The organism is uncultured Polaribacter sp. (assembly GCF_947503875.1).
Lineage (GTDB): Bacteria > Bacteroidota > Bacteroidia > Flavobacteriales > Flavobacteriaceae > Polaribacter.
The window spans coordinates 55,282-81,904 of sequence record NZ_CANNFH010000003.1 but is presented as its reverse complement, the minus strand read 5'-3'; the positions used below and the strand labels follow the sequence as shown (position 1 = coordinate 81,904).

At 29.6% G+C, this 26,623-nt stretch carries 21 protein-coding genes; 6 read left to right on the top strand and 15 right to left on the bottom strand.

Going from position 1 to position 26,623, the window contains the following annotated elements; translation table 11 throughout:
• Positions 1-37: 37 nt before the first annotated feature.
• Positions 38-349 (top strand): DUF6787 family protein, encoded by a 312-nt coding sequence (locus tag Q0684_RS05335; RefSeq protein WP_299013527.1) that lies wholly within the window; start codon positions 38-40, stop codon positions 347-349.
• Positions 350-482: 133 nt separating this feature from the next.
• Here Q0684_RS05335 and Q0684_RS05330 read toward each other — a convergent pair whose 3' ends face one another.
• On the bottom strand, positions 483-749 hold the full coding sequence (locus Q0684_RS05330) for a hypothetical protein (protein WP_299013525.1): 267 nt from the start codon (positions 747-749) through the stop codon (positions 483-485).
• Positions 750-830: 81 nt separating this feature from the next.
• Between Q0684_RS05330 and Q0684_RS05325 the strand changes: the two genes are divergently transcribed.
• Together Q0684_RS05325 and Q0684_RS05320 are read left to right on the top strand one after the other, a co-directional pair.
• The gene (locus tag Q0684_RS05325) at positions 831-1,460 is read left to right on the top strand and encodes a CoA pyrophosphatase (RefSeq protein WP_299013523.1); all 630 of its coding nucleotides are present in this window, start codon (positions 831-833) and stop codon (positions 1,458-1,460) included.
• A gap of 54 nt (positions 1,461-1,514) precedes the next feature.
• Positions 1,515-2,330: a lysophospholipid acyltransferase family protein gene (locus Q0684_RS05320; RefSeq protein ID WP_299013521.1), complete on the top strand. Its 816-nt coding sequence runs from the start codon at positions 1,515-1,517 to the stop codon at positions 2,328-2,330.
• Between the two features lie 19 nt (positions 2,331-2,349).
• On the opposite strand, the gene Q0684_RS05315 is transcribed toward Q0684_RS05320, so the two are convergent.
• Both Q0684_RS05315 and Q0684_RS05310 read right to left on the bottom strand, forming a co-directional pair.
• Complete coding sequence (locus tag Q0684_RS05315) at positions 2,350-2,781, bottom strand: DUF4268 domain-containing protein (protein WP_299013519.1); 432 nt, start codon at positions 2,779-2,781, stop codon at positions 2,350-2,352.
• 227 nt (positions 2,782-3,008) lie between these two features.
• On the bottom strand, positions 3,009-3,590 hold the full coding sequence (locus tag Q0684_RS05310; protein WP_299013518.1) for a tRNA-(ms[2]io[6]A)-hydroxylase: 582 nt from the start codon (positions 3,588-3,590) through the stop codon (positions 3,009-3,011).
• 310 nt (positions 3,591-3,900) lie between these two features.
• Between Q0684_RS05310 and Q0684_RS05305 the strand changes: the two genes are divergently transcribed.
• Positions 3,901-5,721 (top strand): sodium:proton antiporter, encoded by a 1,821-nt coding sequence (locus tag Q0684_RS05305; RefSeq protein ID WP_299013516.1) that lies wholly within the window; start codon positions 3,901-3,903, stop codon positions 5,719-5,721.
• Between the two features lie 443 nt (positions 5,722-6,164).
• On the opposite strand, the gene dnaX is transcribed toward Q0684_RS05305, so the two are convergent.
• On the bottom strand, positions 6,165-7,871 hold the full coding sequence (gene dnaX / locus Q0684_RS05300) for a DNA polymerase III subunit gamma/tau (protein ID WP_299013514.1): 1,707 nt from the start codon (positions 7,869-7,871) through the stop codon (positions 6,165-6,167).
• Positions 7,872-8,161: 290 nt separating this feature from the next.
• Here dnaX and msrA point away from each other — a divergent pair, with 290 nt between their 5' ends.
• Positions 8,162-8,821, top strand: a complete 660-nt coding sequence (msrA, locus tag Q0684_RS05295) for a peptide-methionine (S)-S-oxide reductase MsrA (RefSeq protein WP_299013513.1) — start codon at positions 8,162-8,164, stop codon at positions 8,819-8,821.
• A 262-nt stretch (positions 8,822-9,083) separates the two neighbouring features.
• Here msrA and Q0684_RS05290 read toward each other — a convergent pair whose 3' ends face one another.
• From Q0684_RS05290 to Q0684_RS05280, 3 genes are all read right to left on the bottom strand, one after another.
• Positions 9,084-10,268 carry an aspartate aminotransferase family protein gene (locus Q0684_RS05290; protein WP_299013511.1) on the bottom strand — a complete coding sequence of 395 codons (1,185 nt, stop codon included), beginning with the start codon at positions 10,266-10,268 and terminating at the stop codon, positions 9,084-9,086.
• Positions 10,269-11,891: an OstA-like protein gene (locus Q0684_RS05285; RefSeq protein ID WP_299013509.1), complete on the bottom strand. Its 1,623-nt coding sequence runs from the start codon at positions 11,889-11,891 to the stop codon at positions 10,269-10,271.
• 68 nt (positions 11,892-11,959) lie between these two features.
• The gene (locus tag Q0684_RS05280; RefSeq protein ID WP_299013507.1) at positions 11,960-12,664 is read right to left on the bottom strand and encodes a DUF542 domain-containing protein; all 705 of its coding nucleotides are present in this window, start codon (positions 12,662-12,664) and stop codon (positions 11,960-11,962) included.
• 256 nt (positions 12,665-12,920) lie between these two features.
• Here Q0684_RS05280 and Q0684_RS05275 point away from each other — a divergent pair, with 256 nt between their 5' ends.
• Positions 12,921-14,717, top strand: a complete 1,797-nt coding sequence (locus Q0684_RS05275; protein WP_299013505.1) for a hypothetical protein — start codon at positions 12,921-12,923, stop codon at positions 14,715-14,717.
• Positions 14,718-14,785: 68 nt separating this feature from the next.
• Here the strand turns inward: Q0684_RS05275 and Q0684_RS05270 are convergent, their stop codons facing one another.
• The 8 genes from Q0684_RS05270 to Q0684_RS05235 form a co-directional block, all read right to left on the bottom strand.
• Entirely contained in the window at positions 14,786-16,057 is a 1,272-nt protein-coding gene (locus Q0684_RS05270; protein WP_299013503.1) for an adenylosuccinate synthase, read from the bottom strand.
• A 129-nt stretch (positions 16,058-16,186) separates the two neighbouring features.
• The gene (locus tag Q0684_RS05265) at positions 16,187-16,633 is read right to left on the bottom strand and encodes a transcriptional repressor (protein WP_299013501.1); all 447 of its coding nucleotides are present in this window, start codon (positions 16,631-16,633) and stop codon (positions 16,187-16,189) included.
• Positions 16,634-16,705: 72 nt separating this feature from the next.
• A complete protein-coding gene (locus Q0684_RS05260; RefSeq protein ID WP_299013499.1) occupies positions 16,706-18,928 on the bottom strand; it encodes a RelA/SpoT family protein in 2,223 nt (740 codons plus the stop codon).
• 70 nt (positions 18,929-18,998) lie between these two features.
• On the bottom strand, positions 18,999-20,231 hold the full coding sequence (locus tag Q0684_RS05255) for a M48 family metallopeptidase (protein ID WP_299013496.1): 1,233 nt from the start codon (positions 20,229-20,231) through the stop codon (positions 18,999-19,001).
• A gap of 7 nt (positions 20,232-20,238) precedes the next feature.
• Entirely contained in the window at positions 20,239-20,982 is a 744-nt protein-coding gene (gene ppgK, locus Q0684_RS05250; protein ID WP_299013493.1) for a polyphosphate--glucose phosphotransferase, read from the bottom strand.
• A 30-nt stretch (positions 20,983-21,012) separates the two neighbouring features.
• A complete protein-coding gene (locus Q0684_RS05245; RefSeq protein WP_299013490.1) occupies positions 21,013-21,804 on the bottom strand; it encodes an RNA methyltransferase in 792 nt (263 codons plus the stop codon).
• A 215-nt stretch (positions 21,805-22,019) separates the two neighbouring features.
• Positions 22,020-23,315, bottom strand: coding sequence for an amidohydrolase family protein (locus Q0684_RS05240; RefSeq protein ID WP_299013488.1), 1,296 nt, complete (start codon positions 23,313-23,315; stop codon positions 22,020-22,022).
• 4 nt (positions 23,316-23,319) lie between these two features.
• On the bottom strand, positions 23,320-26,280 hold the full coding sequence (locus tag Q0684_RS05235; protein ID WP_299013486.1) for an amidohydrolase family protein: 2,961 nt from the start codon (positions 26,278-26,280) through the stop codon (positions 23,320-23,322).
• Positions 26,281-26,623: the final 343 nt, after the last annotated feature.

Sequence of the window (26,623 nt, the reverse complement as noted above, 5' to 3'; positions counted from 1 at the left end):
TCTTATATCCGTTTGCTAATTGTAATTTTGCGCTAATATGGATAAATTAAAAGAACATTGGGACATAGATAGTAATTGGTCTCTATTAGCAATTTTTGTTGTATTTGCCATTAACGGCTCTTTTGCTGCTTGGGTAGCAAAACCAGTAACTTCTTTTTTAGGTTTAAGCCCAGAAATAGTTTCTGCTTGGTTGTATTATCCATTAAGAATATTACTTATTTTCCCTATATATCAATTAACACTGCCATTTGTGGGTTGGTTGTTTGGTCAATTTAAATTCTTTTGGGCTTTTGAGAAAAAGTTTTTAAGCAGATTAGGATTAGGTTTTTTATTTAAAAAAGAAAACTAATTATTAATTGCTGTAGAAGGCTTTTAAACCATCTCAAACTAAAATAAGATTCATACAATTTTATAGAAAACTTTAAAAAGTACGTTGTAATTTTTAAGTAAAATCGTCATGTAAAATACACTTTTAATTAAATTTAGCCCTCAATTAAAATTTCTTTTTTTTGTTTTTTTATGATGTAAGTATATAACCACATAATGGTAAATGTTGGTAGAAAGTCAAAAGGTAAAATTTCTTCAACAAAACTTACAATACCCGCAATCTTTCCTTCGGTTCCTTTATACATTTTTGTCATTAAATAACCAGATATGGGAGCCCAAAATAAGTCAAAAGGTAAAAAAGGTACTAAACCAACAGCATCTAAGGCAATACTAGCTAGTAATTTCTTATATTTATTATTCATATTTGAAAGTGGTCAAAATTCTTGCCAAAAAGAACTTTATAGTTAAAGCAAGCATCATTTTATTAAAAATAGTAATTTATTTTGAATTTTAAAGAGTTTAAAAATAGAATAGAAGCTTATAAAACAAAAACATTAGGTGGTTTAGATGCGCAATTTAAATTAGCCCCAGAATTACGTTTACGTTACGATGCTAATAAAATAAAAATTAAAAACCCTAAAAGAGCGGCAGTTTTAGCTTTGTTTTATCCAAATAAGAAAAATGAAGCTACCTTTCTTTTAACGGAACGTGCTACTTATAAAGGTGCACATTCTGCCCAAATTAGTTTCCCTGGAGGTAAAGTAGATGTATTGGATAAAAATTTACAAGAAACTGCGCTTAGAGAAACTTTTGAAGAGGTTGGTGTAACAGTTTCTAAATTAGACATAATTAGAGAGTTAACAGAAGTCTATATACCGCCAAGTAACTTTTTAGTAACGCCATATTTGGCATATTTAGACAAAAGGCCAACATTAATTACAAATTATGAAGTAGAAAGCACAATAGAAGTTTTAGCAGAAAATCTCATTAATGATAGTTTTTTAGCTACTAGAAGAATAAAGACTTCTTATATGAATATAGCAGACGTACCGTGTTTTAAGTTTAATAATTATATTGTTTGGGGAGCAACAGCAATGATGCTCTCTGAAATTAAAGAGCTAATAAAGTACTAAATTTTATAATTTGTTTTGTAAGTTTGCTTTTAGCAAAAAAATAAAATAAATAAAATGCCTTTATTAAAGAGAAATCCTTTCGGACACATTTTACTTTTTAAGAAATGGATAATTCGGATTTTTGGACTAATATCTCACGGGAGATATCGTAAGTTTAATAATTTGCAGATAGAAGGCTCGAATATATTGAGAAATTTACCAGATAAAAACGTTTTATTTATCTCAAATCATCAAACTTATTTTGCAGATGTTGCAGCTATGTTTCATGTTTTTAATGCTGCTTTAAAGGGTAGAGACGATAGTATTAAAAATGTTGGTTATATTTGGAATCCTAAGTTGAATGTTTATTTTGTGGCTGCAGGAGAAACTATGAAAGCGGGTTTGCTTCCTAAAATTTTTGCTTATGCAGGATCGGTTTCTATTGATAGAACCTGGCGTAGTGCAGGTAAAAATGTAAATAGACAAGTAAAAAATTCTGATATTTCTAATATACAAAAAGCTATAAGAGATGGTTGGGTAATTACGTTTCCACAAGGCACAACAACCCCTTTTAAACCCATTAGAAGAGGTACTGCGCATATTATAAAAACATGTAAACCTATTGTTGTACCAATAGTTATAGACGGTTTTAGACGTTCTTTTGATAAAAAAGGATTAATGATTAAAAAAAGAAATGTTTTACAGTCTATGGTTATAAAAGAACCATTAGAAATAGATTATGAAAATGAAGAAGTTGCAGATATTGTAACAAAAATAGAATATGCAATAGAGCAACATCCGTCTTTCTTAAAAGTATTGTCTCCAAAAGAGGCAGAAGAATATATGAATGAAGAAGAGAAGTTAAATAAGCAAAGGGAGTTTTGGAGCTAATGGAATTGGAAAATTAATACTAAATATTTTTTATAACCGCTTCATATTCATAAAAGAATAATTCTAATTTAGACATATTTTCAACATAAAACTCATAGCAATCTCGCCAAGTATTTTTGTTATAAATACTAAATTTCTTTTCAAACGGAATGTAAATTCTCTGTATTGTTTTTCCACTTTCTAAAAGATAATCGGCGTCAAAAATTACATTTAGTAAGTCCTGTTCTAACAAGCTTTTTAAAGACAGCCATTGGTCATAGTATAAGAGGTTTTTTAATTCATCAGGGTTTTCTAAATCCAAACAAACCAAAGCTTTTTTTCTGTCTGCTACAAATTTAAAGGCCATTCCTTTAATTTTGGTATTGTATAGCAACCATTTTCTTGGAAATGACTTCCCAAAACTTGTCCAAAATTCTTTTCTTATTTGTTCTGCCTCAGCTTTGCTAAACATTATTTTTATGGTTTTAAAGGTTGAAAAGTTTTAAACGGTTGAGGTTGAAAAGTTTTAAAGTGCTAAAGTAACAAAGTGGTAATGTTAAAATTGTTTATAAGTTTATTTGTTTGTGGTTTTAAGAGGCTGAAATTTTTTTAAAATTTCAGGTTAAAACTCAGAACTCAAAACTCAGAACTCAAAACTCAGAACTCAAAACTCAGAACTCAAAACTCAGAACTCAAAACTTACCCATGAATCTTTGCAGCTGTTCCGCGTTCTTTCATCAATTCTGCTTCAAAAGCTAATAATGTATTCCACTTTTCGTCTACAATGGCTCTATCTTGGTATTGTCTTGCAAACTGTAAAAATGTAGTATAATGTCCAGCTTCAGAAATCATTAGATTTTTATAAAATTTACGTAATTCTTCATCTTCCATATTTTCAGAAAACACTTTAAAACGTTCGCAACTTCTTGCTTCAATTAGAGCAGCAATTAACAAACGTTGTACTAATGCATCTGTTCTGTCACCTGTTTTCTTAAAAAACTTTTGTAAACGAATGGCATAGTCGTTTTTTTGCTCTCTTCCTAAAACCATTCCTCTTTTTACCATTAATAAATGCACCATTTTAAAGTGCTGCATTTCTTCAATAGCAATATTGCTCATTTCTTTTACCAATTCTGTTTCTTCAGAATAATTAATTATAATAGAAACTGCATTAGATGCTGCTTTTTGTTCTAAAAAAGCATGATCGGTTAATATTTGTTCTAAGTTAACTTTGGCAATTTCTGCCCAAGAAGTTTCTGTTTCAAATTGTAAGCCTAACATAAGTTTGTTTTAAAAGAACAAAAATAATGAATAAAAAAGTTCAATGGTATTATTTAAGTATCAAATATAAAACATAATACTTCTAGAGTTATTTTGGTAACAAAAAAAGATATAAATTTAATTATTGATGTAATTTTTTGATGCTTCAATTGATAGAAATTAAAGCATTTTAAACAAATTACTTTAGCCTTTTAGTGACTGTCTTTTTATGAATAAACCGCGAAATACAAAATATCGTTAAAAAACGTGTTTTTTAGCTGTTAGATTCACAAACATTGTTAAATTTACAACAAAACCTATATTTGGAAATATGTTAGAATTAGCAGGAATTATTATTTTAGGAATATTAGCACAATGGGTAGCTTGGAAATTTAAAATCCCTGCAATATTGCCGTTAATTTTAATTGGCCTTTTAGTAGGGCCTATTGCTGCTGCATATTTAAGTGAAGATGGGAGCAAATGGATAGAGCCTGTTTGGAATGGCACAAAAGGATTGTTTCCTGGAGAAAGTTTGTATTATTTTGTTTCTTTAGCCATAAGTATTATACTTTTTGAAGGTGGTTTAACCCTTAAAAGAAGTGAGATTAAAAATGTAGGACCAGTAATAACTAAATTAATTACATTAGGCTCTGCAATTACTTTTTTTGGTGCGGGTATTGTAGCGCATTATATTTTTGATCTGGGTTGGGAAATTTCATTTCTTTTCGCTGGTTTAATTATTGTTACTGGACCTACCGTAATTACACCAATTTTAAGAAATATTCCATTAAAAAAAGATATTTCTACCGTCTTAAAATGGGAAGGTATTTTAATAGATCCCATAGGAGCTTTAGTTGCAGTATTGGTTTTTGAATTTATAAGTGTTGGTGGTGGTGGTGGTTTTACCAAAACTGCATTAATTGAATTTGGTAAAATTCTATTATTTGGTACTACTTTTGGTTTTACATTCGCACACGCTTTAGCTTATGTTATTAATAAAAAACTGGTGCCTCATTATTTACTTAATGTAGTTTCTTTATCTACAGTTTTATTAGTTTTTGTTGAATCTGAAATATTTGCTCACGAGTCTGGTTTATTAGCAGTTGTAGTAATGGGAATGGTTTTAGGAAATGGAAAATTAAAAAATTTAAAAGAATTACTATATTTTAAAGAGTCACTTAGTGTTTTACTAATCTCTATATTATTTATATTATTAGCTGCAAATATTAATATAGAAGATTTAATGCTCTTATATACTTGGAAAACGGCTGCTTTATTTGCTATTGTGGTTTTTGTAATAAGACCCTTGGCTGTTTTTTCTAGTACTATAAATTCTAAGTTAAAATTAAATGAAAAACTGTTTATTAGTTGGGTAGGTCCAAGAGGTATTGTTGCTGCTGGTATTGCTTCTTTATTTGGTAGTAAACTGCTAAAGCAAGGCGTGGCAGGAGCAGAGTACATAACACCTTTGGTTTTTATGATTGTTTTAGGAACCGTACTTTTAAATGCAACAACGGCAAGATTTTTTGCTAAAATTATAGGGGTTTTCTTAAATAAATCTGATGCTATTTTATTTGTAGGAGCTTCCAATCCGTCAAGGTTAATTGCTTCTTATTTAAAGGAAAAAGGAAAGCGTGTAATTTTAATAGATTCTAATAATAATTTTATTGAACAAGCTTTAGATGCAGATTTAGAGGCGTTAAAAGCAGATGTTTATGATGATGATTTGGCAGATAACATAGAGTTAAATGATGTAGGTTATTTAATTGCTATAACTGGTAGTGATATGGTGAATAAGTACGCATTAAACAGGTTTTCTGATGTTTTTGGAGAACATGGTTCTTATAAAATAGCATCTTCTATGGAGGTTACAGAAGCATCCATAGAAGAGAGAGAACACTTTTTTACACCTAAAGACGATTTTATTAATTTAAGTGAAGCATATAGGGAAAATCCCAATATTATTGAGGTTGTTATTGAGAATGAAGCGAAATATATTAAAGTTGTAGATTTACTTTGTAAAGAAGAAAAATCCATACCGCTATTTATTGAAAAAGGAGACGGTATTTATTTAATACCCGAATTTGAAAAAACTGGTAATGCCAAAGAGAATTTAACGCTTTCTTATTTAGGCAAGGAATTAGAATTTTAGAAAGGCAGTTAGTAGTACTAAATTTCTTTGAGTTATGGTTATGTATTAGTATTACTGATTTAGGGGAAATATTACATAGAATACACATGTTTCTTTGATGTTGTTATTTTATTTTTAATTTAAAATCTAGATTCAAAAAACATTTTGGTGTATACTTTTTGTTAAACTTTCAAAAGTTCTAATCCAATTTTATTAAAGTGAGATTGAAGATTCTTTACATTTTCAGTTTTAATATTAAAATAATAGTGTTCGTATTCATATCTTATGTTTTCTGTACCAAAATTTAAAATCATCTGACGGTGTATTTTCTTTAATTTCTTTGTCGTTTTAAACTTAAATCTTTCCATTGTAAAGCTGTTTTATTTATTACTATTTTTAACAACATTTACAATTAAAATAAATTTTATTAAATCAAAGTTGTTAACTATAATTTGACAATTCTCCTATAAATCTAACTCAAAAGTTTGTCTTAGTTTATCTAAAAGTGGATTTTTTTCCTTTAGTTTATTGTATTTTTCTTGTGGAGTATAAGCGAATTTCTTTTCTATTTTTTCGTTTAAAATTACTTCAATGGCAATACCGTAATTGTTTAATTTTTCTCTAAGAAAATTTAATAATTTTGGTCTCCCTTTTTTAAACTGATCTTCCATTAATTTATTGGGTACTGTAAAATTAATGGTAAATTTCCCTTGTAACTTTGGTAAATCTGTACCTACAATAGAAGCCATACTTTTTTCACCTTTTTTAAATAAAAGATCAACATAAGATTTCCAAAGTGTTTGCAGTGTTTGTTCATCAAATGCATCTTTAGGATGACTATCAAAGTTTTCTTCTACAACCTTCTTTTTTACGTTTGTCTGTTGATTAAACCCTTTTAAAGAATATTTACTGGGTTGTTTGTTTAAACGACCAATATTTTTCAATACAGGTCTTTCTTTAACCACTTTAGCAGGTGCAACAGTTGGCGTTGTTTTTACATCAGGTTGCTCAGGTGTTTTAGAAGTTGTAGTAGTCTGTTTCTTTTTTGCAGGAGAGAGCGCCTGAAAAAATGTAGCAGGAATTATGTAGTTAGCTGACTTTTTTTTTTCTCCATCAAAAGTGATAGAGGCAATCTGCATTAAACTTAATTCCACCAGCAAACGCTGGTTTTTACTAGCTCTATAATTTAAATCGCACTGATTTGCCTTTTCTATAGATTGCATTAAAAAAGGAATACTTGCTTTTTCTGCTTGTTTTAAATATTTCTTTTTAGCAGTATCACCTACTTCTAACAATTGAATTGTAGCCGTGTCTTTTGCCACCAACAAATCTCTAAAATGACTTGCCAAACCGTTTATAAAATGATGCCCTTCAAAACCTTTAGCTAATACAGCATTAAAAGCATTTAAAACATCTGGAATTTTATTCTCTAGCAGTAAATCTGTCATACCAAAATAGGTATCGTAATCTAAAACATTTAAGTTTTGTGTTACAGCCTCTCTAGTTAACTCTTTTCCAGAAAAACTAACCACCCTATCAAAAATAGAAAGTGCATCTCGCATTGCGCCATCTGCTTTTTGGGCAATAATATGTAAAGCATCATCGTCTGCTGCAATGGCTTCTTTTTCTGCTATCTTTTTTAAATAATTTTTTGCATCTAAAACCCCAATTCTTTTAAAATCAAAAATTTGACAACGAGATAAAATAGTTGGTATTATTTTATGTTTTTCTGTGGTTGCTAAAATAAAAATAGCATGTGCAGGTGGTTCTTCTAAAGTCTTTAAAAAAGCATTAAATGCTGCTTGAGACAACATGTGTACTTCATCTATAATATAAACTTTATATTTTCCGGTTTGTGGTGGTATTCTTACCTGATCTGTTAAACTTCTAATATCATCAACAGAATTATTAGAAGCTGCATCTAATTCAAAAATGTTAAAAGCAAAATCTTCTTCTTCAGAATTTTCCAAATCCTGTTGATTTATTTTTTTTGCAAGAATTCTGGCACAAGAAGTTTTACCAACTCCTCTTGGTCCTGTAAATAGTAAAGCTTGTGCTAAATGATTGTTTTTTATAGCATTCTCTAGCGTATTTGTTATGGCTTGTTGCCCAACAACATCCTCAAAGTTTTTAGGACGATATTTACGCGCAGATACTATAAAATGTTCCATTTGTATAAAAGTTTAATTTTAAATTGGAAAAGCTAAAATTTACAATTTTATTTTTAAAAGAATATTAATTAGAAACCAGTACTAGTCTATTTTTGAATAGAAAATAAATTTTAGCCCTAAGAAATTCACATCCTTTTAACAAAAATAGCCATCTCAAAGGTTTTAAACAAAAAGGTTTCTTAAAAAAAAAATAAAGTTGTAAACAACTGTAAAAAGATGCTTAAATTAGCTGTAAAATATAAGGTTTCTATTCAAACGTATGACTAAGAAATAGTTTAATCACCAAAAAAATGAAAAAAAGGGTAAAAAATTTATCTATAGCAGTGGCAAGTATTGTTGCTCTTGCTCTAATTTTTAGTTTCTCAATAGATTTAAAAGAAATTCAACTTAAAACATATGAGCCAAATCAAAATACAAAAGTGGCTTATTTTGCAAGTGGTTGTTTTTGGTGTGTAGAAGCTATTTTTGAAAGCGTAAATGGAGTAGAGGAAGCAGTTTCTGGTTATGCAGGAGGAAATACTTTAAACCCAACTTACGCTAAAATAGGAACAGGAAAAACAGGGCATGCAGAAACTGTTGCCGTATATTACAATCCTGAAAAAGTAAGTTTTGAAACTTTGGTAACAGTATTTTTTGGCTCACATGACCCAACTACTGTTAATGGCCAACATCCAGATTATGGAACCCAATATAGATCTATTGCTTTTTACGAAACAGCGAAAGAAAAAGAAATCATTACAAATGCAATTGATAAATTGAATAGAGAAATTTATGATAACAAAATAGTAACTCAAATTACAAAACTTAAAAAGTTTTACAAGGCAGAAGATTACCATCAAGATTTTGAAAGGAGAAACCCTAATCAAGGCTATGTAAAAGCGGTTTCTGTGCCTAGATTAAATCGTTTTAAAAATAAATTTCCAGCGCTTTTGAAAAAGGAATCGCATTAAATTATTATTATTATTATTATTATTTTACAAGTTAAAATGCTAAAAATGATATAATAATAAGGTTTAAAGTTTTGATAATAAATAGACTATGTAAATTTTTAATATGTATTGCTTTGATTTTAAGCGAATTCTTGTAAAATAAACTTGCATAAAGTTTACAATGCTTAAGATATATTTCTTTTTAGTATAAAATATGTTGTTTATACTTTTTTTAATATATCACTAGTTTTAGACAGCCTTCAAACTAAAACCAGAAATAAACTTAATTTTTTACAACTTCATCTAATACTTGCAAAATGATTTTGCAACCTTCAATTATTTCATCATCTGAGATGGTTAAAGGAGGAGTAATTCTCATCGCTTTTTGTTCAAACAGTAAAAAGAAAAGGATTAAACCTTTTTCTAAACAGGTTAAAATTGTTTTTGAAGCCAATTCTGGGGTCTCTAAAATTACTGCCAACATTAAACCTTTTCCTCTAATTTCTTTTATGGCCTTATGTTGTAAATGATGTCTAAGGAGCTGCTCTTTTCGCAAACTTTCTAAAATTAAGTTTTCTTTTAAAATAGTTTTAGCCGTTGCTAAACCAGCTGCTGCAATAAGTGGGTGACCCGCAAAAGTAGAAATATGCCCTAATTTAGGATTGTCTTTTAAGAGATTCATCATTTTAAAAGAAGCTATAAATGCACCAATTGGCATGCCACCTCCTAAACCTTTGCCTGTAATTACAATGTCTGGGATTATATTATAATTTTCAAATCCCCAAAATTTACCTGTTCTACCAATTCCTGTTTGTATTTCATCTAAAATTAAAAGGGCGCCAACAGCTTTACATTTTTGGGCTACTTTTTGTAAATAATTGTTTTGTGGTTGTATAAAACCAGCACCACCTTGTATGGTTTCTAAAATTACTGCAGCAGTTTTCGAGGTAATATTGTTTAAACAATAATCGCAATTAAAAGCTATAAATTTGGTACCAGGTATTAAGGGTCTAAAAGCTTGGTTTTGTTTTTCTACACCAGAAACACTCATAGAACCCATTGTATTGCCATGATAGGAGTTTTTAGCGGCTATAATTTCTGACCGTTGTGTAACTCTTTTGGCTAACTTTAAAGCACCTTCTGTTGCTTCTGTACCGGAATTGGTTAAATAAACCGAGTTTAAATTTTCAGGTGAATTTTCTGCTAAAATTTTGCACAGCTCAACTTGTGGTTTTTGAATAAATTCGCCATAAACCATTACATGGGTATAATTGTCTAATTGTTTTTTTATGGCTTTTGTAACCTCAGGATGATTGTGGCCTAAGCTATTTGCAGAAACACCTGCAACAAAATCTAAATATTTTTTACCAGAAGTGTTGTAAATATAACTCCCCTTTGCATGCGATATTTCTATAGCAAGTGGGTGAGGAGTGGTTTGTGCTTGAAATTTAAAAAAATCTGACTTCATCTACTTGTCTTTAGAAGAAATTGAAGTTTTTGCTTTACTCTTTTCTGGAGGTTTATTGGCTAAAATAGGTTTGTTAAAATCTTTATCGCTTTTAGGTTCTTCCTTATTTTTACCATCATCTTTTTTAAAGATGTCTTGTTTAGTTTTAGGTTGCTCGTTTTCTCGCCAAATAAAACCCTTTAGTTTTTTTACATCTTCTGGCAAAAGAGAAGGAGGATAAGTAACTCCGTCTGAGGTTTTTAGGTATTTTATAGTTTCTATTTGTCCGTCTACAAGCGTAAATTCTATATTACTAGATATTTCTTTAGTAATGGTTTCAATACTATCTGTTTCTTCATTTCTATTGTAATACACAGATTCTGCATCACCTTTTACTAAAAGGGTTTTTAGTTTATTTTGATAAAACTTACCAAACATATTTCTACCTTTAATTTGGTTGTATTCATCTGTAGACAAAGAGTCTTTTGAGACAATAAATGAATTGTTTAATACTTTTAAAGAGTCCAATTGCTCTGTTTCTGTATTAGAAATTAAAAAGATAGTGTCTCCTGTAATTTGGTTTCCTTCAGACCAAAGTACGGGTTTTCTAAACATTTTGGTATATCCAGTTTCCTGATTTGTGTGTATAGAATCGCATTTTCCTTGTAAATCAGATTTAAAAATTTTTACTCTTGGATAAATTCTTACAATTCTTTTTTCTGGAGCACCAGTTACTAGCAATGTATCTCCATGTATAAAGGTAGAATCATTTTCTACAATAGAAATTGCAACCGCTCTTTTAACAACAAATAACGAATCTTTTTCTTCAAAAATTTCGGCATAATTGCCTTTTGTTACAAAGTTTTTTACGGTGTCTATCACCTGAATATTATTGGTGGCAGATGCAAAACCTTTATTTTTATCATAATACAAACTATCACCTTCTACAGTTCTTTCTTTCAAAAAAAGTTTTGCATTTTTCACAAAATAAGAAATATCTGTTTTGGTGTTGTAAAAACCACGTTCACAGTAAATTCTATTCTCATTTTCTGTATTTGTTATGGTTGATGGGCCATATAAATAAGTTAAACCAGAATCTGTATAATAATCTAAATGATTAGACGTAAGATTGTGCTTAGGATTTACAACGGTAACTCTGGTGGTTGCTGTAAATTTTTTAGTTTCTAAATAATAATTGCCATTTTTACTTTTTAGGGTATTAGTTTGGTCTTTAATAGTGGCAAAACTTTGGTAGTATAATTTCTGATTTAGCCTATCAAATTGCAAAGTATCCGTAGTCAAGGTCATAACTGGGTCTTTTAAAATCACATTACCCCAAGACAAAGCTTGTTCAGAATTTACATCATAGTCTACATAATCACTAGTTTGGGTTATGGTGTCTCCTTGTTTAATAACTACATCTTGTAATGCCTTAAAGAAATTTTGTTTTTTGTAATAATACGCTTTTTTACAAGTTAGAATAACACCTTTATGCTTCATTTTAACATCACCAATTAAAATTGTTGCTCCAGGATATTTTTCTTCATCTGCTTCTTGTAATGCAGCACTGTAAACCATTTTTTTAGATTGTGAAAAACCTAAAAAAGAACAACTTATAAAAAGAAATATGAATAATTTTTTCAACAAATAATATTTTGAAACAAAAGTAAAGAAAAGTTTAAAGCTACCTCTTAAAGAAACCTAAAAAAAGCTTAAGAAGTACTATTAATATTAGCAAGTAACGCTAAAACCTTAGGGAAAAGAATATTATTTTCTAAATGTAAATGTTTTTGAAAATCTAAATCAAAACTTTTAAGTGTATAAAAGTAGGCACTTAAAGTTTTACTTTCAATTTTGGGTTGTGTATAATGGTTGGTTAAATTTCTTATTTCTTTAATTGTAGCAAGTAAATTAGCATGGTCTATTTTAGAACTTTCAATTAATGTTTCAAATTTATTTTCATATTTATTATTTAAAACAAGCTCTTGTATTGCTGGGAAAACTAAGTATTCTTCATATTTCATTTGTTTAGTTAGTTCTATTGAAAAGTTAAGAAATATTTCCCTAATATTATTTAGACTTGGATATTCTTTACTGTAGTTTTCGCAAACAGTGTTCGCAAGATTCATTACTACAGGTATTCTATCTTCTACATATTGATGGTGTATTTTAATAATGTAATCGATTAAAAACGCTAAAGACCAGGTATTGTAATTTTTGAAAAAAGACAATTTATTGTCAATACTTTTTAATTCTGATAATAAGAAAACAGGCTCAATGTTTCTGTTTTCGCAAACTTGCAACAGATTTTTAGTACCATTTAAAGCATAATTTATGTGATACTTTTGAAATACTTCTGCCGTTTTTATGTTCTCTACAACATAATCGGCTACGGTTTTGGTTTCTAAAGTATGCATTTGGTTTTGGTTTAATTATTAACAAATATGATTTATATTATTCATTTAAAACATGATATATATCACTTTTATAATTTTCAATAGGTCTAAGGTTTTTTTTTAGGTGTTTATATGTGTAATAAATTCAAAAATTTGTTTACAATTTTACTTTTTTAAGTTAAATCTTGTTTATATGATATTAGTCATATTATGCAGACTAATTTAAAAATATATTGCGCTCTTATTAAAAAATGAATAGTAATATTAACTATAATTAATGAAAAATAGACACACGTTTCATATTCCTGTAATGGGAATTGGTTTTACAATAGATTCTCCTTTAAAAGTAGCACAATATGGTATAGACTCTGTAATATCTCTGGTAGATGATATTTTAGTTGAAAAAATGCGAAAATTATACAGCGAAAAATTTGAGGTTCCTTATAAAGAGATTTCAGATAAAGTAGATGATTTTAGAGCGAAAAGAATAACTTCATACTTAAATTTTTTACAAGAACAGTCTGAATTAAAATTTAATCAACTCAAAAATATTACTTTAGAAACGAACAAGAGTTTAAAAGAATATGTGGCTATGTTACCAGAATATTCTTCTTTAAAAACAGAGTTTTTAAAATTAGTAGAAGATGGAGAGGATTTTATAAAGTTAAAAGATTGGGCTGCAGCACATTTAAATATGGGCAGTATAGATGTTAATATTATGACTAAGGTTGATAAGGATAATTACAACAATACAGAAGCATTACCCAAAGAATATAATGATGCGCATGCAGCTTTAAGAGGTTTTGCAAATAGCAAATTAGCATCTTCTCTAGTACTTTCTGCTGGTATGAACCCAAGATTATATAGTTATATAAGTAATTTTAACGATTTTTTTCCTGACAAAGAAGGATATATTAAAAAGAAAATTATCTTAAAAGTAAGCGATTACAGGTCTGCTTTTATACAAGGAAAATTTTTAGCCAAAAAAGGAATTTGGGTTTCTGAATATAGAATAGAATCTGGTTTAAATTGTGGTGGTCATGCTTTTGCAACCGAAGGTTTTTTATTAGGTCCTGTTTTAAAGGAATTTAAAGAAAATAAAGAAGCTTTAAAAACACAAACGCAGCAATTACTATTAGAGGCTTTAAAAGAGGCTAATAAAGTAATACCAAGTGGTAATTTAGATTTAAAAATAACAACACAAGGTGGCGTAGGTACAGATCAAGAGCATGCTTTTTTATTAAAAGAATATCAGTTAGATTCTGTAGGTTGGGGCAGTCCGTTTTTGTTAGTGCCAGAAGCTACAAGTGTAGACGATAAAACACTAGAAAAATTGGCAAAAGCCAAAGAAGAAGATTTGTATTTAAGCAATACTTCGCCACTTGGCGTACCTTTTAACACGCTTAAAGGCAATACAAAAGACCTAGAAAAAGATAGTTTTATTGCTAAAAACAGACCAGGAAGTTCTTGTCCAAACAAATTTATTGCTTTAGATAAAGAGTTTAAAGCGTCTGGGTTATGCACAGCATCTAGAGAATATCAATATTTAAAATTAAAACAATTGGATACTTTATCATTAAATGCTGAAGAAAAAGAAAAAAAACAAAGTGAGATTACTGCAAAATCTTGTATTTGTGTAGGCTTAAGTACTGCTACATTATTACTAAATAGTATGGATACCAAAAAAGTAGGAAAAGGAGTTTCTGTTTGTCCAGGTCCAAATATGGCTTACTATGATAAAATAGTTAGTTTACGCGGAATTACAGATCATATCTATGGAAGAAAAAATATGATGACTAGAGCAGATAGACCAAATGTATTTGTTAAGGAATTGTCTCTTTATATTACTAATCTTCAAGAAAAACTAGAAAATATTAAAGTAAATATTGATAAAAAACAGTTACGATCTGTAAAGAAGTTTAAAAATAATTTAGTGGAAGGTGTTAACTATTATATAAACCTATTTATAGAGCGAAAACAGGCTTTTGCAAATCAAAAGCAAGCACTTTTAACTGCACTTAAAGTAGAAAACGATAAATTAATTGCTATTGGTTTAGAAATAGACAAATTGTAATAATTTAGCATAAAAAAAAGCATCTTTTACTTTTAAAAGATGCTTTTTTATAATATGTACGATTTAAATTATCTTACAATCGTTTGTTTTCTATCTGGCCCAACAGAAACAATTTTTACAGGTACACCAGTTTCTTTTTCAATAAAAGCAACATAGTCTAATAAATTCTGTGGTAATTGATCTGCAGAAGTCATTTTTGTTAAATCATCTTCCCAACCTTTAAATTCAGAATAGTTTACAGAAACATTTTCTGGTTCTATGTTGTATGGTAAATGAGAAATTTCTTCACCTTTATAATTATAAGAGGTACATACTTTTAGGGTATCAAAACCAGAAAGTACATCACCTTTCATCATCATTAATTGGGTAACCCCATTTACATCTACAGCGTATTTTAAAGCTACTAAATCTAACCAACCACAACGTCTTGGTCTACCTGTAGTAGCTCCAAATTCATGACCAATTCTAGCCATATCTTCACCATCTTTGTCAAACAATTCTGTAGGAAATGGTCCAGAACCAACTCTGGTTGTATATGCTTTAAAAATTCCAAAAACTTCACCAATTCTATTTGGTGCAACACCTAAACCTGTACAAGCACCTGCTGCTGTTGTGTTAGAAGATGTTACAAAAGGGTAGGTACCAAAATCGATATCTAATAAAGAACCTTGAGCGCCTTCAGCTAAAATAGTTTTATTGTCTTTAATAGCTTGGTTTAAAAACTCTTCACTATCTATAAATTGTAATGTTTTTAATTTGTCTATTCCTTTTTTGAATTCAGCCTCTAATTCTGCTAAATTGTAATCAATTTTCACATCGAAAAAAGCTAACATTTTAAGATGTTTTTCCGTTAAAGCGTCGTATTTTTCTTTCCAGTTTTCTAATTCTAAATCTCCAACGCGCATTCCGTTTCTTCCAGTCTTATCCATATAAGTTGGACCAATTCCTTTTAAGGTAGAACCAATTTTAGCTTTTCCTTTAGAAGTTTCAGAGGCTGCATCTAACAATCTATGTGTTGGTAAAATTAAATGTGCTTTTCTAGAAATTAATAATTTAGAAGTGTAATCTATATTATGTTTGTCTAGATTTTCTAATTCTTTCTTAAAAATAACAGGATCTATAACAACACCATTTCCAACAACATTTAATGCTGTTTTATGAAAAATTCCAGAAGGAATGGTATGTAAAACGTGTTTTGTACCGTCAAAAATTAAAGTGTGTCCTGCATTTGGGCCTCCTTGAAAACGAGCAATAATATCGTAGTTTTTAGTAAGTACGTCTACTATTTTCCCTTTTCCTTCGTCTCCCCATTGCAATCCGAGTAATAAATCTACTGCCATTTTTATTGTATAATTGTGTGTTTGTTTAATCGTTTATCTGTTTAAACGTGTAATTGCTTATTTGTGTACTTGTAATAAAATAGATTATTTTTCATTTTACTGCTACTAAAAGCTGAAACTTGAATTTGCTTACTTTTTCTTTTTAGTTCCGTAAAAATAAAGTGAATGATTGTGAATGTCGATATCAAAAATTTCTTCAATTGTTTTTTTAATGGTCTGTATTCTTGGATCGCAAAATTCTTTTACGTCTCCAGAATCTGTAAAAATAACATGGTCGTGATTTTTGTCGAAATAACTTTTTTCGTAACGTGCCATAGATTGCCCATCAAACTGATGTTTTCTAACCAAACCACAGTTTAATAATATTTCTATTGTATTATATAAGGTTGCTCTACTAACCCTATAATTTTTGTTTTTCATTTTGATATAAAGAGATTCTATATCAAAATGTTCATCTACAGCATATATTTCTTGAAGAATTGCATAACGTTCAGGTGTTTTTCTGTGTTTGTTTTCTTCTAAATATGCGGTAAAAACATTTTTAACTACTTCTTGATTTTCAAGAGAACTACTCATTTTCTTAAAATTTTACGAAAAAACAAATTTACAGTTATTTCTTTATAAATACGCATTTTTTAAAAAGGATATTTATAAAGTATTAACACGATCTACTTTTTTTATGCCTTCTACTTTTTTAATGTTTTGAATCATTTTAGTCAATTGCGCTTTATTCTTTACGCTTAAACTTATTTTACCATCAAAAACACCTTGATTTCCAGAGATGTTTATACTGTTAATAAAAACATCCATATTACTAGAAATTACTCTTGTAACATCATTTACAATTCCTTTATTATCTACACCACTTAAATGTAATATTGCTTTAAAATCTTGCTTTGTAGAATCTATCCATTTTGCAGGCATTATTCTATAAGCGTAATTAGATTGTAATGATATTGCGTTTGGACAATTTTTTTTGTGCACTTTTAAACCATCATTTATGGTTAAAAAACCAAAAACAGTATCTCCTGCAATAGGATTACAACATTTAGACAAAGTATATTCTAATTTTTCTTCTTCTTGCCCAAAAACTAAAGCATCATATTTATGTGTTACTTCTTCTGTATCTATAGTTTCTTTATTGGTAGAAGGGTTTCGTCTTAATTTTGTTTTAAAGAAATTTAAAAAAGTACTATTTCTCTGTGCTATAAATGCTTTTAATTGTGCGTTTTCTATAGCGCCATTTCCAATTCTAAAAAACAGATCAAAACTTGTTTTTAATTGAAAAAAGACAACTAATTCGTTAATTGTTTTTTCATTAAAAGGAATTTTTAAATGGCGTAATTTTCTTTTTAAAATAGCTTTTCCTTCTTCTGCTATTTCTTTTTCTTCTTCTTTTAAAGCAGCACGTATTTTAGTTTTTGCTCTTGCAGTAATTACAAAATCTAACCATCTTGCATTGGGTTTATTTACACTAGAAGTAATTACTTCTATTTGATCTCCACTTTTTAAGGTGTAACTTAATGGCACTAATTTACCGTTTACTTTTGCTCCACGGCACTTTAAACCCACATCTGTATGTATAGAAAAAGCAAAATCTAAAGCAGAGGCATCTTTGGGTAAAGATTTTAATTCTCCTTTAGGTGTAAACACATAAATTTCTTTAGAATATAAGTTCAATTTAAATTCTTCTACAAAATTTACAGCATTTAAACTTTGGTTTTCTAAAGATTCTTTTAATTTATTCAACCATATTTCAAGACCACTTTCGTTATTGTTGCCTTGTTTGTATTTAAAATGTGCTGCATAGCCTTTTTCTGCAATTTCATTCATTCTTTCTGAACGAATTTGAACTTCTACCCATTGTGCATCTGGTCCTACAACAGTTATGTGTAAAGCTTCATAACCTGTAGATTTTGGTTGCGAAATCCAATCTCTTAAACGCGTTGGATTGGGTTTAAAAACATCAGTTACTATGGTATATATTTTCCAAGCATCAAATTTATCATCTTGAGAACTTGGTTTATATATAATTCTAATCGCATATTTATCATAAACTTCATCAAAAGTTACATTCTGATTTCGCATTTTTTTGCGAATAGAATAAATAGATTTAAAACGTCCTTTTATTTCATAATTAAAATTCTCTTTATCTAAATTTTCTTGCAGTGTTTTAGAAAAGGTTTCCAAATAATTTTGCTGTTCTTCTTTACTTTCTTTTATTTTTTGAACTATAGATTTAAATACGTCTGGTTCTGTGTATTTTAAACCTAAATCTTCTAAGGCTGTTTTTATATTATACAAACCTAATCTATGTGCTAAAGGAGCATAAATATACAGCGTTTCAGAAGCAATTTTAACTTGTTTGTGTGCAGGCATTGCATCCATAGTTTGCATATTGTGCAATCTGTCTGCAATTTTTATAAGAATTACCCGTACATCATCATTTAAAGTAAGCAGCATTTTTCTAAAATTTTCTGCTTGTATGCTTGCGTCTTGCTCTTTGTTTAAACGAGATATTTTGGTAAGGCCACTTACTATTCTTGCAATGGTTTCACCAAATAACTGCTCCATATCATCTATGGTATATTCAGTATCTTCTACAACGTCATGTAATAATGCAGCAGCTATAGAAGTTGCACCTAAACCAATTTCCATAGCTACAATTTTAGCTACAGCAATTGGGTGAAAAATATAGGGTTCTCCTGTTTTTCTTCTCTGCTTAGAATGCCCATCTACTGCAATCTCAAAAGCCTTACGAATTAGTTTTTTATCTTCTTCAGATAAAACTTCATAAGTACCTTTAAGCAAATCTTTATATCTGTTTGCTATTTCTTTATTTTCCTCTTCTATGGTTGCAGTATATTCCATAAATACTAAAGCTATTTGAAGTATTAATTCTTAAGTGAATTTAAGGATATATCCTTAATTAAACAACTATTTATAACCTTAAATTTTTAATTCTTTCCAACAAAGTTGGATGTGAATAATGCATAAAAACATATGCAGGATGTGGTGTTAAATTACTTAAACTATTCTTAGAAAGTTTTTTAAGCGAACTAATTAATGGTTTTGCAGCAAATGTATTTTTAGCAAAATTATCTGCTTGATATTCAAATTTACGCGATATATAATTCATAAACAAACCTGTAAGTTCTGATATTGGAGAATATAAAATACCAAAAGCAATTAAACCAATATGAAAACTTGGTATGGCAACACCTAATGCATTTGATAATATAGGCGAATTTATAAATAATGATAAAATAAAAAGAGTTAAACCAGTGAGTAAGGTAGAGGCAATTAAATTAAAAATGATGTGCTTTTTTTTATAATGGCCAACTTCATGTGCTAAAACTGCAACAATTTCGTCTGTTTCTAAATCGTTAATTAAAGTATCAAAAAGTGTAATTCTTTTTTGGCTACCAAAACCAGAAAAATAAGCATTTGCCTTTGTAGAGCGTTTAGAACCATCAATTACAAAAATGTTATTCAATTTAAAACCAACTTTAGAAGCATATTTTTCTATTGCTGTTTTTAATTCGCCATTTTCTAATGGTTTTTGTTTATTAAAAATAGGTACAATTAATTTGGCGTAAAATAAATTCATAAATAAAGAAAACACAGCAACTAAAGCCCAAGCATACAGCCAGAAATTAGCGCCTGCAAACTCATAAAACCATATAATTAATGATAATATTGCACCACCAATTACAATACTCATAAGCCAACCTTTTAGCTTATCTAGCCAAAATATTTTTTTTGTGGTTTTGTTAAAACCAAATTTTTCTTCGATTACAAAAGTTTTATAGTAGGAGAGTGGTGTGCTTAAAATATCTGAAGCAAACATAATTACCCCAAAAAATATGAGTGCAATTAAAATGGAATTGTTGGTAAAACTACGAGCAAAATTATCTACCAATTTAAAGCCGTCTAACAAGAAGAAGGCAATCATTAATACAAAAGAAAATGTACTGGTAATGTTAGAAAAACGCTCATTTGTTGTTTTGTATTCTTGAGACTTTTTATATTCCTCTGCATCATAAACATCAGCTAATTCTTTAGGTATTTCTGCATTAAAACGGGTTGCATTTAAGCTATTTATAATTTTATCAATAATAAAACTAAGTACCAAAATGGTAATTAATAAAAAAAACAAATTGTTAGACGTCATATTTTAATTATTTTCTCATTTTTTTAGCATACAATGCTGCACCAATAATACCAGCATTATTTTTAAATTCGGCAACTTTTACTTTTACGTTTGTGGTTAAGTGTTCTTTAAAATCATCAAACTTTTTACTAATTCCGCCACCTAAAACTACCAAACTTGGGGTGTATACAATTCTTACGTATTCTAAAAGTTCGTCAAATCTTTTTGCCCAAACTTCTAAATCTAAATTCTCTTTTTTTCGAATAGAATCTGCAGTATATAATTCTATGATTTGGCCATTTTTGTGTAACATTTTTCCCAATTCTAAATTCGGAATTAATGCTTTGTTATAAAAAAGACCAGAACCAATTCCTGTACCAATTGTAACAACAATTACAACAGCTTTCTCTTTTTTTGCTGCGCCCAAATTAACTTCAGCTAAACCAGCCAAATCAGCATCATTACTAATATAAAAAGATCGTTTACATTCTTTTTTGAATAACTTTTCTACATTTACATTAAGCCATTTTTCGCTTAAATTTCCTGTGTGAATGCATTTTCCTTTCACTATAGTTGTTGGAAAACTACAACCTACTTCTTTTTTCCAATTAAAATGATCAATCATTTCCTTTACAACGCTAGCAACAGCTTCTGGAGTTGCTGGCTTTGGTGTTGGAATTCGAAATCTTTCTGATAAAAGTTCTCCATTTTTAGTATTTACAATAGCTCCTTTAATTCCAGAACCACCAATATCTATTCCTAACATTTTCATACTGCTAATCTCTTTACTATATTATATGCATTAAAACCCACGTTGCCTTTTAGCTTCAAAAACAACAATTGCTGCAGCAACAGAAACATTCATAGAATCTATTTTACCTTGCATGGGTATGTTAATATTTTGGGTTGCTTTTTCTCTAAAAACTTCACTTAAACCTGTAGCTTCTGTGCCCACAACAACGGCTGTTCCTTTTGTGTAATCTTCTTTGTAATATTCGTTTGAATTTTGCAGAGTTGTTGCAACAATATTTACGTTATTTTTTTGTAAAAACGTAATAATTTCTTCGGAAGTTCCTACACCAATTTGATTGGTAAATACACAACCTACACTAGAACGTATAATATTCGTGTTATACAGATCACTTTTAGGATTTGCTATAAATACAGCGTCCACATTTGCAGCATCTGCAGTTCTTAATAAAGCGCCTATATTACCAGGTTTTTCTAAGCTTTCTGCCACTAGAATTAGTGGCCTTTTATTGGTAAAACTTATATTTGTTAAGCTAAAATCTTTTGATTTGGTTACTGCTAAAATGCCTTCTGTAGTAGATCTATACGCTAATTTTTGATACACTTCTTTAGAAATTATAATTCGGTTTATATTTTCATTAAAAAGGGCTAGAATTTCTTGTTCAGAAATTAAGTCTGACACAAATAAAATGGTATCAAAAGTATAATTGGCTTGTATGGCTAGTGAAATTTCTCTTTTTCCTTCAATTATAAAAAGACTTTTCTTTTTGCGCTCTCTAGCTTTTTCTTGAAGTTTTAGCAACTCTTTAATATACGAATTGTGAATACTGGTAATTTCTTTCATTAGCACAAATATACCTATTTGTAGGTATTGTATACAATTACATTTAATTGAATATTTGTATTTGTAATAAAGCAATTGTTTTTCAATTAACCAATTATTTGAATTTGTATTGCTAAGAAAAAGAGAAAGTTAAGGTTGAACTTTATTACAAGTATTGTTTTTGATCTAAAAAGGCTCGCAAATTGCGAGCCTTTTTTTATACTTTATAACGATACTTATTTTGATTTGTATTTGTTTGCGTAACGTTTCCAAAGGTTGGTTTGGTGCGTTTCTAAACTAATTTTTCTACCTTGTATAAAGGCTTCTGTAAGTCTATTTCCTCTCATTTCTAAAGCATCGCCTTCAGAAATAAATAAAGTAGCGTCTTTACCAACTTCTAAAGAGCCTGTAAAGTTGTCTATTCCTAAAATTTTAGCCGCATTTAAAGTTATTAATTTTACAGCTTCTTCTTTTGCCAAACCATGTGCTGCAAAAGTACCTGCATAAAAAGGAATGTTTCTTGTATTCATACGTTCCATTTGTCCTTCCATACCAATACTAACAATAACTCCTTTTTCTGTAAGTGTTTTTGCTATTGTGTAAGTTGAATCATAAGCATCATCTTCACTATTTGGGTTTCTGTGCGGTCTGTTTAAAATTACAGAAACATTATTTTTTACTAGAAAATCGGCTATTTTATCCGCGCCTTCAGCTCTTACAATGGTTATTTTATTAATTCCTAATTCTTTGGCAGTATGTATTGCATCTGTAATTTCTTTTTGTCCGTTTATGTGAATATACAGTCTTTTTGAGCCGTCAAATAAACCTGCTGTTGCTTCATAAGGTAAATGTGTTTTTTCTTTTTTACCAGATAAATATAACTTTGCATTCTCAAAATAGGTCTTTACCTGTTCAGCTCTTGAGCCATATTTAGTATCTGGTTTTAAAGCAGGATCTTCTCCTAACCACCATCTTCCTCTGGTAAAACTTCCTGGCCAATTTATATGAATCCCTCCATCTGTTTTAATTGCAGCGTCTTCCCAGTTCCAAGCATCTAATTGTACCACAGAAGATGTGCCAGAAATAACGCCTCCTCTTGGTGTAATTTGTGCCATTAAAACACCATTTGGACGCATAGATTCTACTACTTTACTTTCTGCATTATAGGCAATAATACTTCTAATATGCGGATTCATTGCACCAATTTCATCTTCATCGTCACTTGCTTTTACAGCATCAATTTCTACTAAGCCTAAAGTAGCATTAGCAGCTATAAAACCTGGATAAATGTGTTTTCCTTTGGCATTAATTACTGTTCCCATTCTTGCAATTTTTGTCATTGCAGATCCAACAAAAGTAATTTTACCTTCGTTAAACATAATTAATGCGTTTTCTATTATTTCTCCGTTTCCTAAATGTGCAGTAGCACCTTCAATAGAAAAAGGTGTTTTTTGTTTGTCTGCGGGCGTTTGTTGTGCTAAAATATTTCCTACTAAGAAGAAAAATAGCAAACTATATATTGTTTTTTTCATGGTTTTAGTTTTTAAGTTCTTCTAAAGTATCACATTCAAAATTTCTGTCTTCTCTAATCATTGGTGGCTTGGTTTTACCACCATTCATTTTTTCATTCAACATCATGTTAATAAGTGTACTTTTTTCTTTCTGAATTGCCAAACGCTTTTCTTTGTCTTTTGCTCTATCAAAGAAAATTCTACCATCTATAATGGTTTTTTCTGCTTTGGTGTAAATAGACATTGGGTGATGACTCCATAAAACTACATCTGCATTTTTGCCTTCTTTAATACTACCAACTCTATCATCTATATGTAATAATTTTGCTGGATTAATTGTAACTGTTTTCCATGCATCTAATTCAGACATTCCACCATATTTTATGGTTTTTGCAGCTTCTTGATTCAAACGTCTAGACATTTCTCTATCATCTGAATTAATAGCAACAGTAACGCCTGCATTGTGCATAATTGCAGCATTGTATGGTATGGCATCATTTACTTCGTATTTATACGCCCACCAATCTGAAAAGGTAGAACCACCAACACCATGTTCCTTCATTTTATCGGCAACTTTATAACCTTCTAAAATATGAGTAAATGTATTTACTTTAAAGCCCATTCTGTCTGCAACCTTCATTAACATGTTAATTTCTGATTGTACATAAGAATGACAAGAAATATGGCGTTCTCCGTTTAAAATTTCTGCCAATGTTTCCATTTCGTCATCTTTTCTATACGGTTTTCCATTTTTTTTAAGAGCATCATATTCTTTTGCTCTTGTAAAATAGTCTACAAACAATTGTTCTACACCCATTCTTGTTTGCGGAAAACGGGTTCCATTTGGACTTCTAGACTGTTTTACGTTTTCACCCAAAGCAAATTTTATAAACTTTGGCGAATTGTCATAAATCATATTGTCTGCATTTTCGCCCCATTTTAGTTTAATAATTGCAGAACGCCCACCAATAGGATTTGCAGAACCGTGTAAAATTTGTGCAGTTGTGGTTCCTCCAGAAAGATTTCTATAAATGTTGATGTCATTTGGATCTACAACATCTTCTATAGTAACTTCTGCCGTAGAATTTTGTGCCCATTCATTTACTGCAGATGTTGCAATATGCGAATGTTCATCTACAATTCCAGCAGTAAGATGTTTGTTTGTACCGTCAATAATGTTAGCACCTCTTGCTTTTAAATTCTTGCCAATTTTTTCGATTTTACCATCTTTTAACAAAACATCTGTATTTTCTAGAATTCCTGCATCTTCGCTTGTCCAAACTGTAGCGTTTTTAATTAAAATGGTTTCTGTTTTTGGCAATTCGTAGTTTCCAAAACCTAAATTTGGGTAACTTACAGGAAGCACAACAATTGGTTCTTCTTTTTCTTTTTTATTCTTCTTTTTCTTGTCTTGTTTTTTTACTTTTTTAGCAGCAGACCAAGAAGTTTCGTTTCCTAAAGTATCAAAAGCGGTGCCTTGCATAACATTGGCAGCATTAATAGTTTGCCCCATCATTCTAGTATAACCACTGTCTTCATTTAAAGTAATCGAAATCCAATCGTCTATAAACGAGAATTTAGACTTTATTTTTTTATCACCTAATTTAATAACAGCTGTTTGTTTTGCACCTTTTCCTGAAATGGTTAAATCATACGTTTTGTTATTTACAGACAACATATAGTTTCCAGATAAATCTTTAACAGACATATCATTCACCATATTTTTTGAACCTTGTACCCAGTTTTCATAAAGTGTAGTTTTAGCATCAAAAATATCACCAGAAGTGATTATAAAATTAGCGTAACTGCCTTCGTTTAAATTACCAATTTTAGTGTTTCCTAAGATATTTGCAGGAATAGCAGTTAATGCCGCTAAAGCTTTTTCTTTACTAAAACCATACTTAATAGCTTTCTGTAAGTTTTTATGGAAAGTTTTTACAGATTTTAAAGTATTGGTAGTTAAAGCAAAATTTACTCCGTTTTCTGCTAAAACCTTTAAGTTAGAAGGTTCTTGATTCCATTTACGCATATCTCTTAAAGAAATTTGTTGCGCTAAAAGCGGATTAGAAACATCATAAGCATTGCTAAAGTTTACAGGAATAATAAAGTTGGCGTTTGTACTTTTAATATCTGCCACTCTTTCATATTCGTCTCCAGAACCAACAATTGTATATTGAATTCCAAATTCGTCACCAACCTTATCTGCTCTAAAAGCATCCAACAAGTTGGAAGTTTTAAAGATTTGTACTAAGTTTTTATTTGCATTTAATGCCTCTAAAGCCAAATCTTTATTTTTCATGTTTCCATTAGCATACCAAGAAGCATCATTATAGGTTTGTCTTAACAAAGCCATTGCACCCATAATAGAACCAGGATACACTTGTAAAGAAGTCACACTTTTACTGAATGATAGGTATTGTGCAGATTTGGTATCTAAAATTCTGTAAGCATCAGAAGAATTTGGATTTAAAGCTACCAATAAACCATTTCCTCTAATAATACCATCTTCCATGTGTGTATTTACCACACCAAAACCAGCATTAATTAATTCTTTTGCTTGTTTGCTATCAAAAGAAAACGCTTTTAACGGATTTACATCTGATCTAATATGGTCGTTCCAATAATAACCTTCCCTAGAAGCTTCATATTGTGTTCTTCTAGAATTGCTTGTTTTTCTGTTGGGTTTTTTAATTCCGAAATTTGAATAAATATCAACAAAAGAAGGGTAGATGGTTTTACCTTCTAAATTAATGGTTTTCGCATTTTTAGGAATTTTTACAGATTTACCAATCGCAATAACTTTACCATTTTCTATTAATAAAGTCGCTTTTTTAAGTATCTTTTTAGAAGTTACATAAATCTTAGCATTGGTAAATGCTGTTAAAGTGTTTTCTGTGGTTTTTACTCCAGCATCCGTAGGAAAATAATCTTGTGCGTAAGAAAAAGAGAGCGACAAGAAAAAGAGTAAGAAAAGTAGTTTTTTCATGTAGTACATATTAATTTGAATAATTTCTAAATTTATTACTATGAAATTGGAAAGCCGTTAAAATGAATCATTTTAACATATTTTTAGGAAAGTTAGCGGTTTTGAGAAGTTTCAAAATAAGTAATCCATAAATCACCTAATTTACACTTTATCTTTACAGCGTAATTGCAATTATGGTCTACTGTGTTATGCAAGACCTAAAATAAATAAGACATTATTATTTAATCAGAATTCTTTATATATCTATTAAATAAAGTATTCGCAAAATTTCTTTTATGAAATAAATATTTTCTTTAGTTTTAAAATTAGTTTTAATTAGTTTTGCTTCCTGTGATAGTGAATA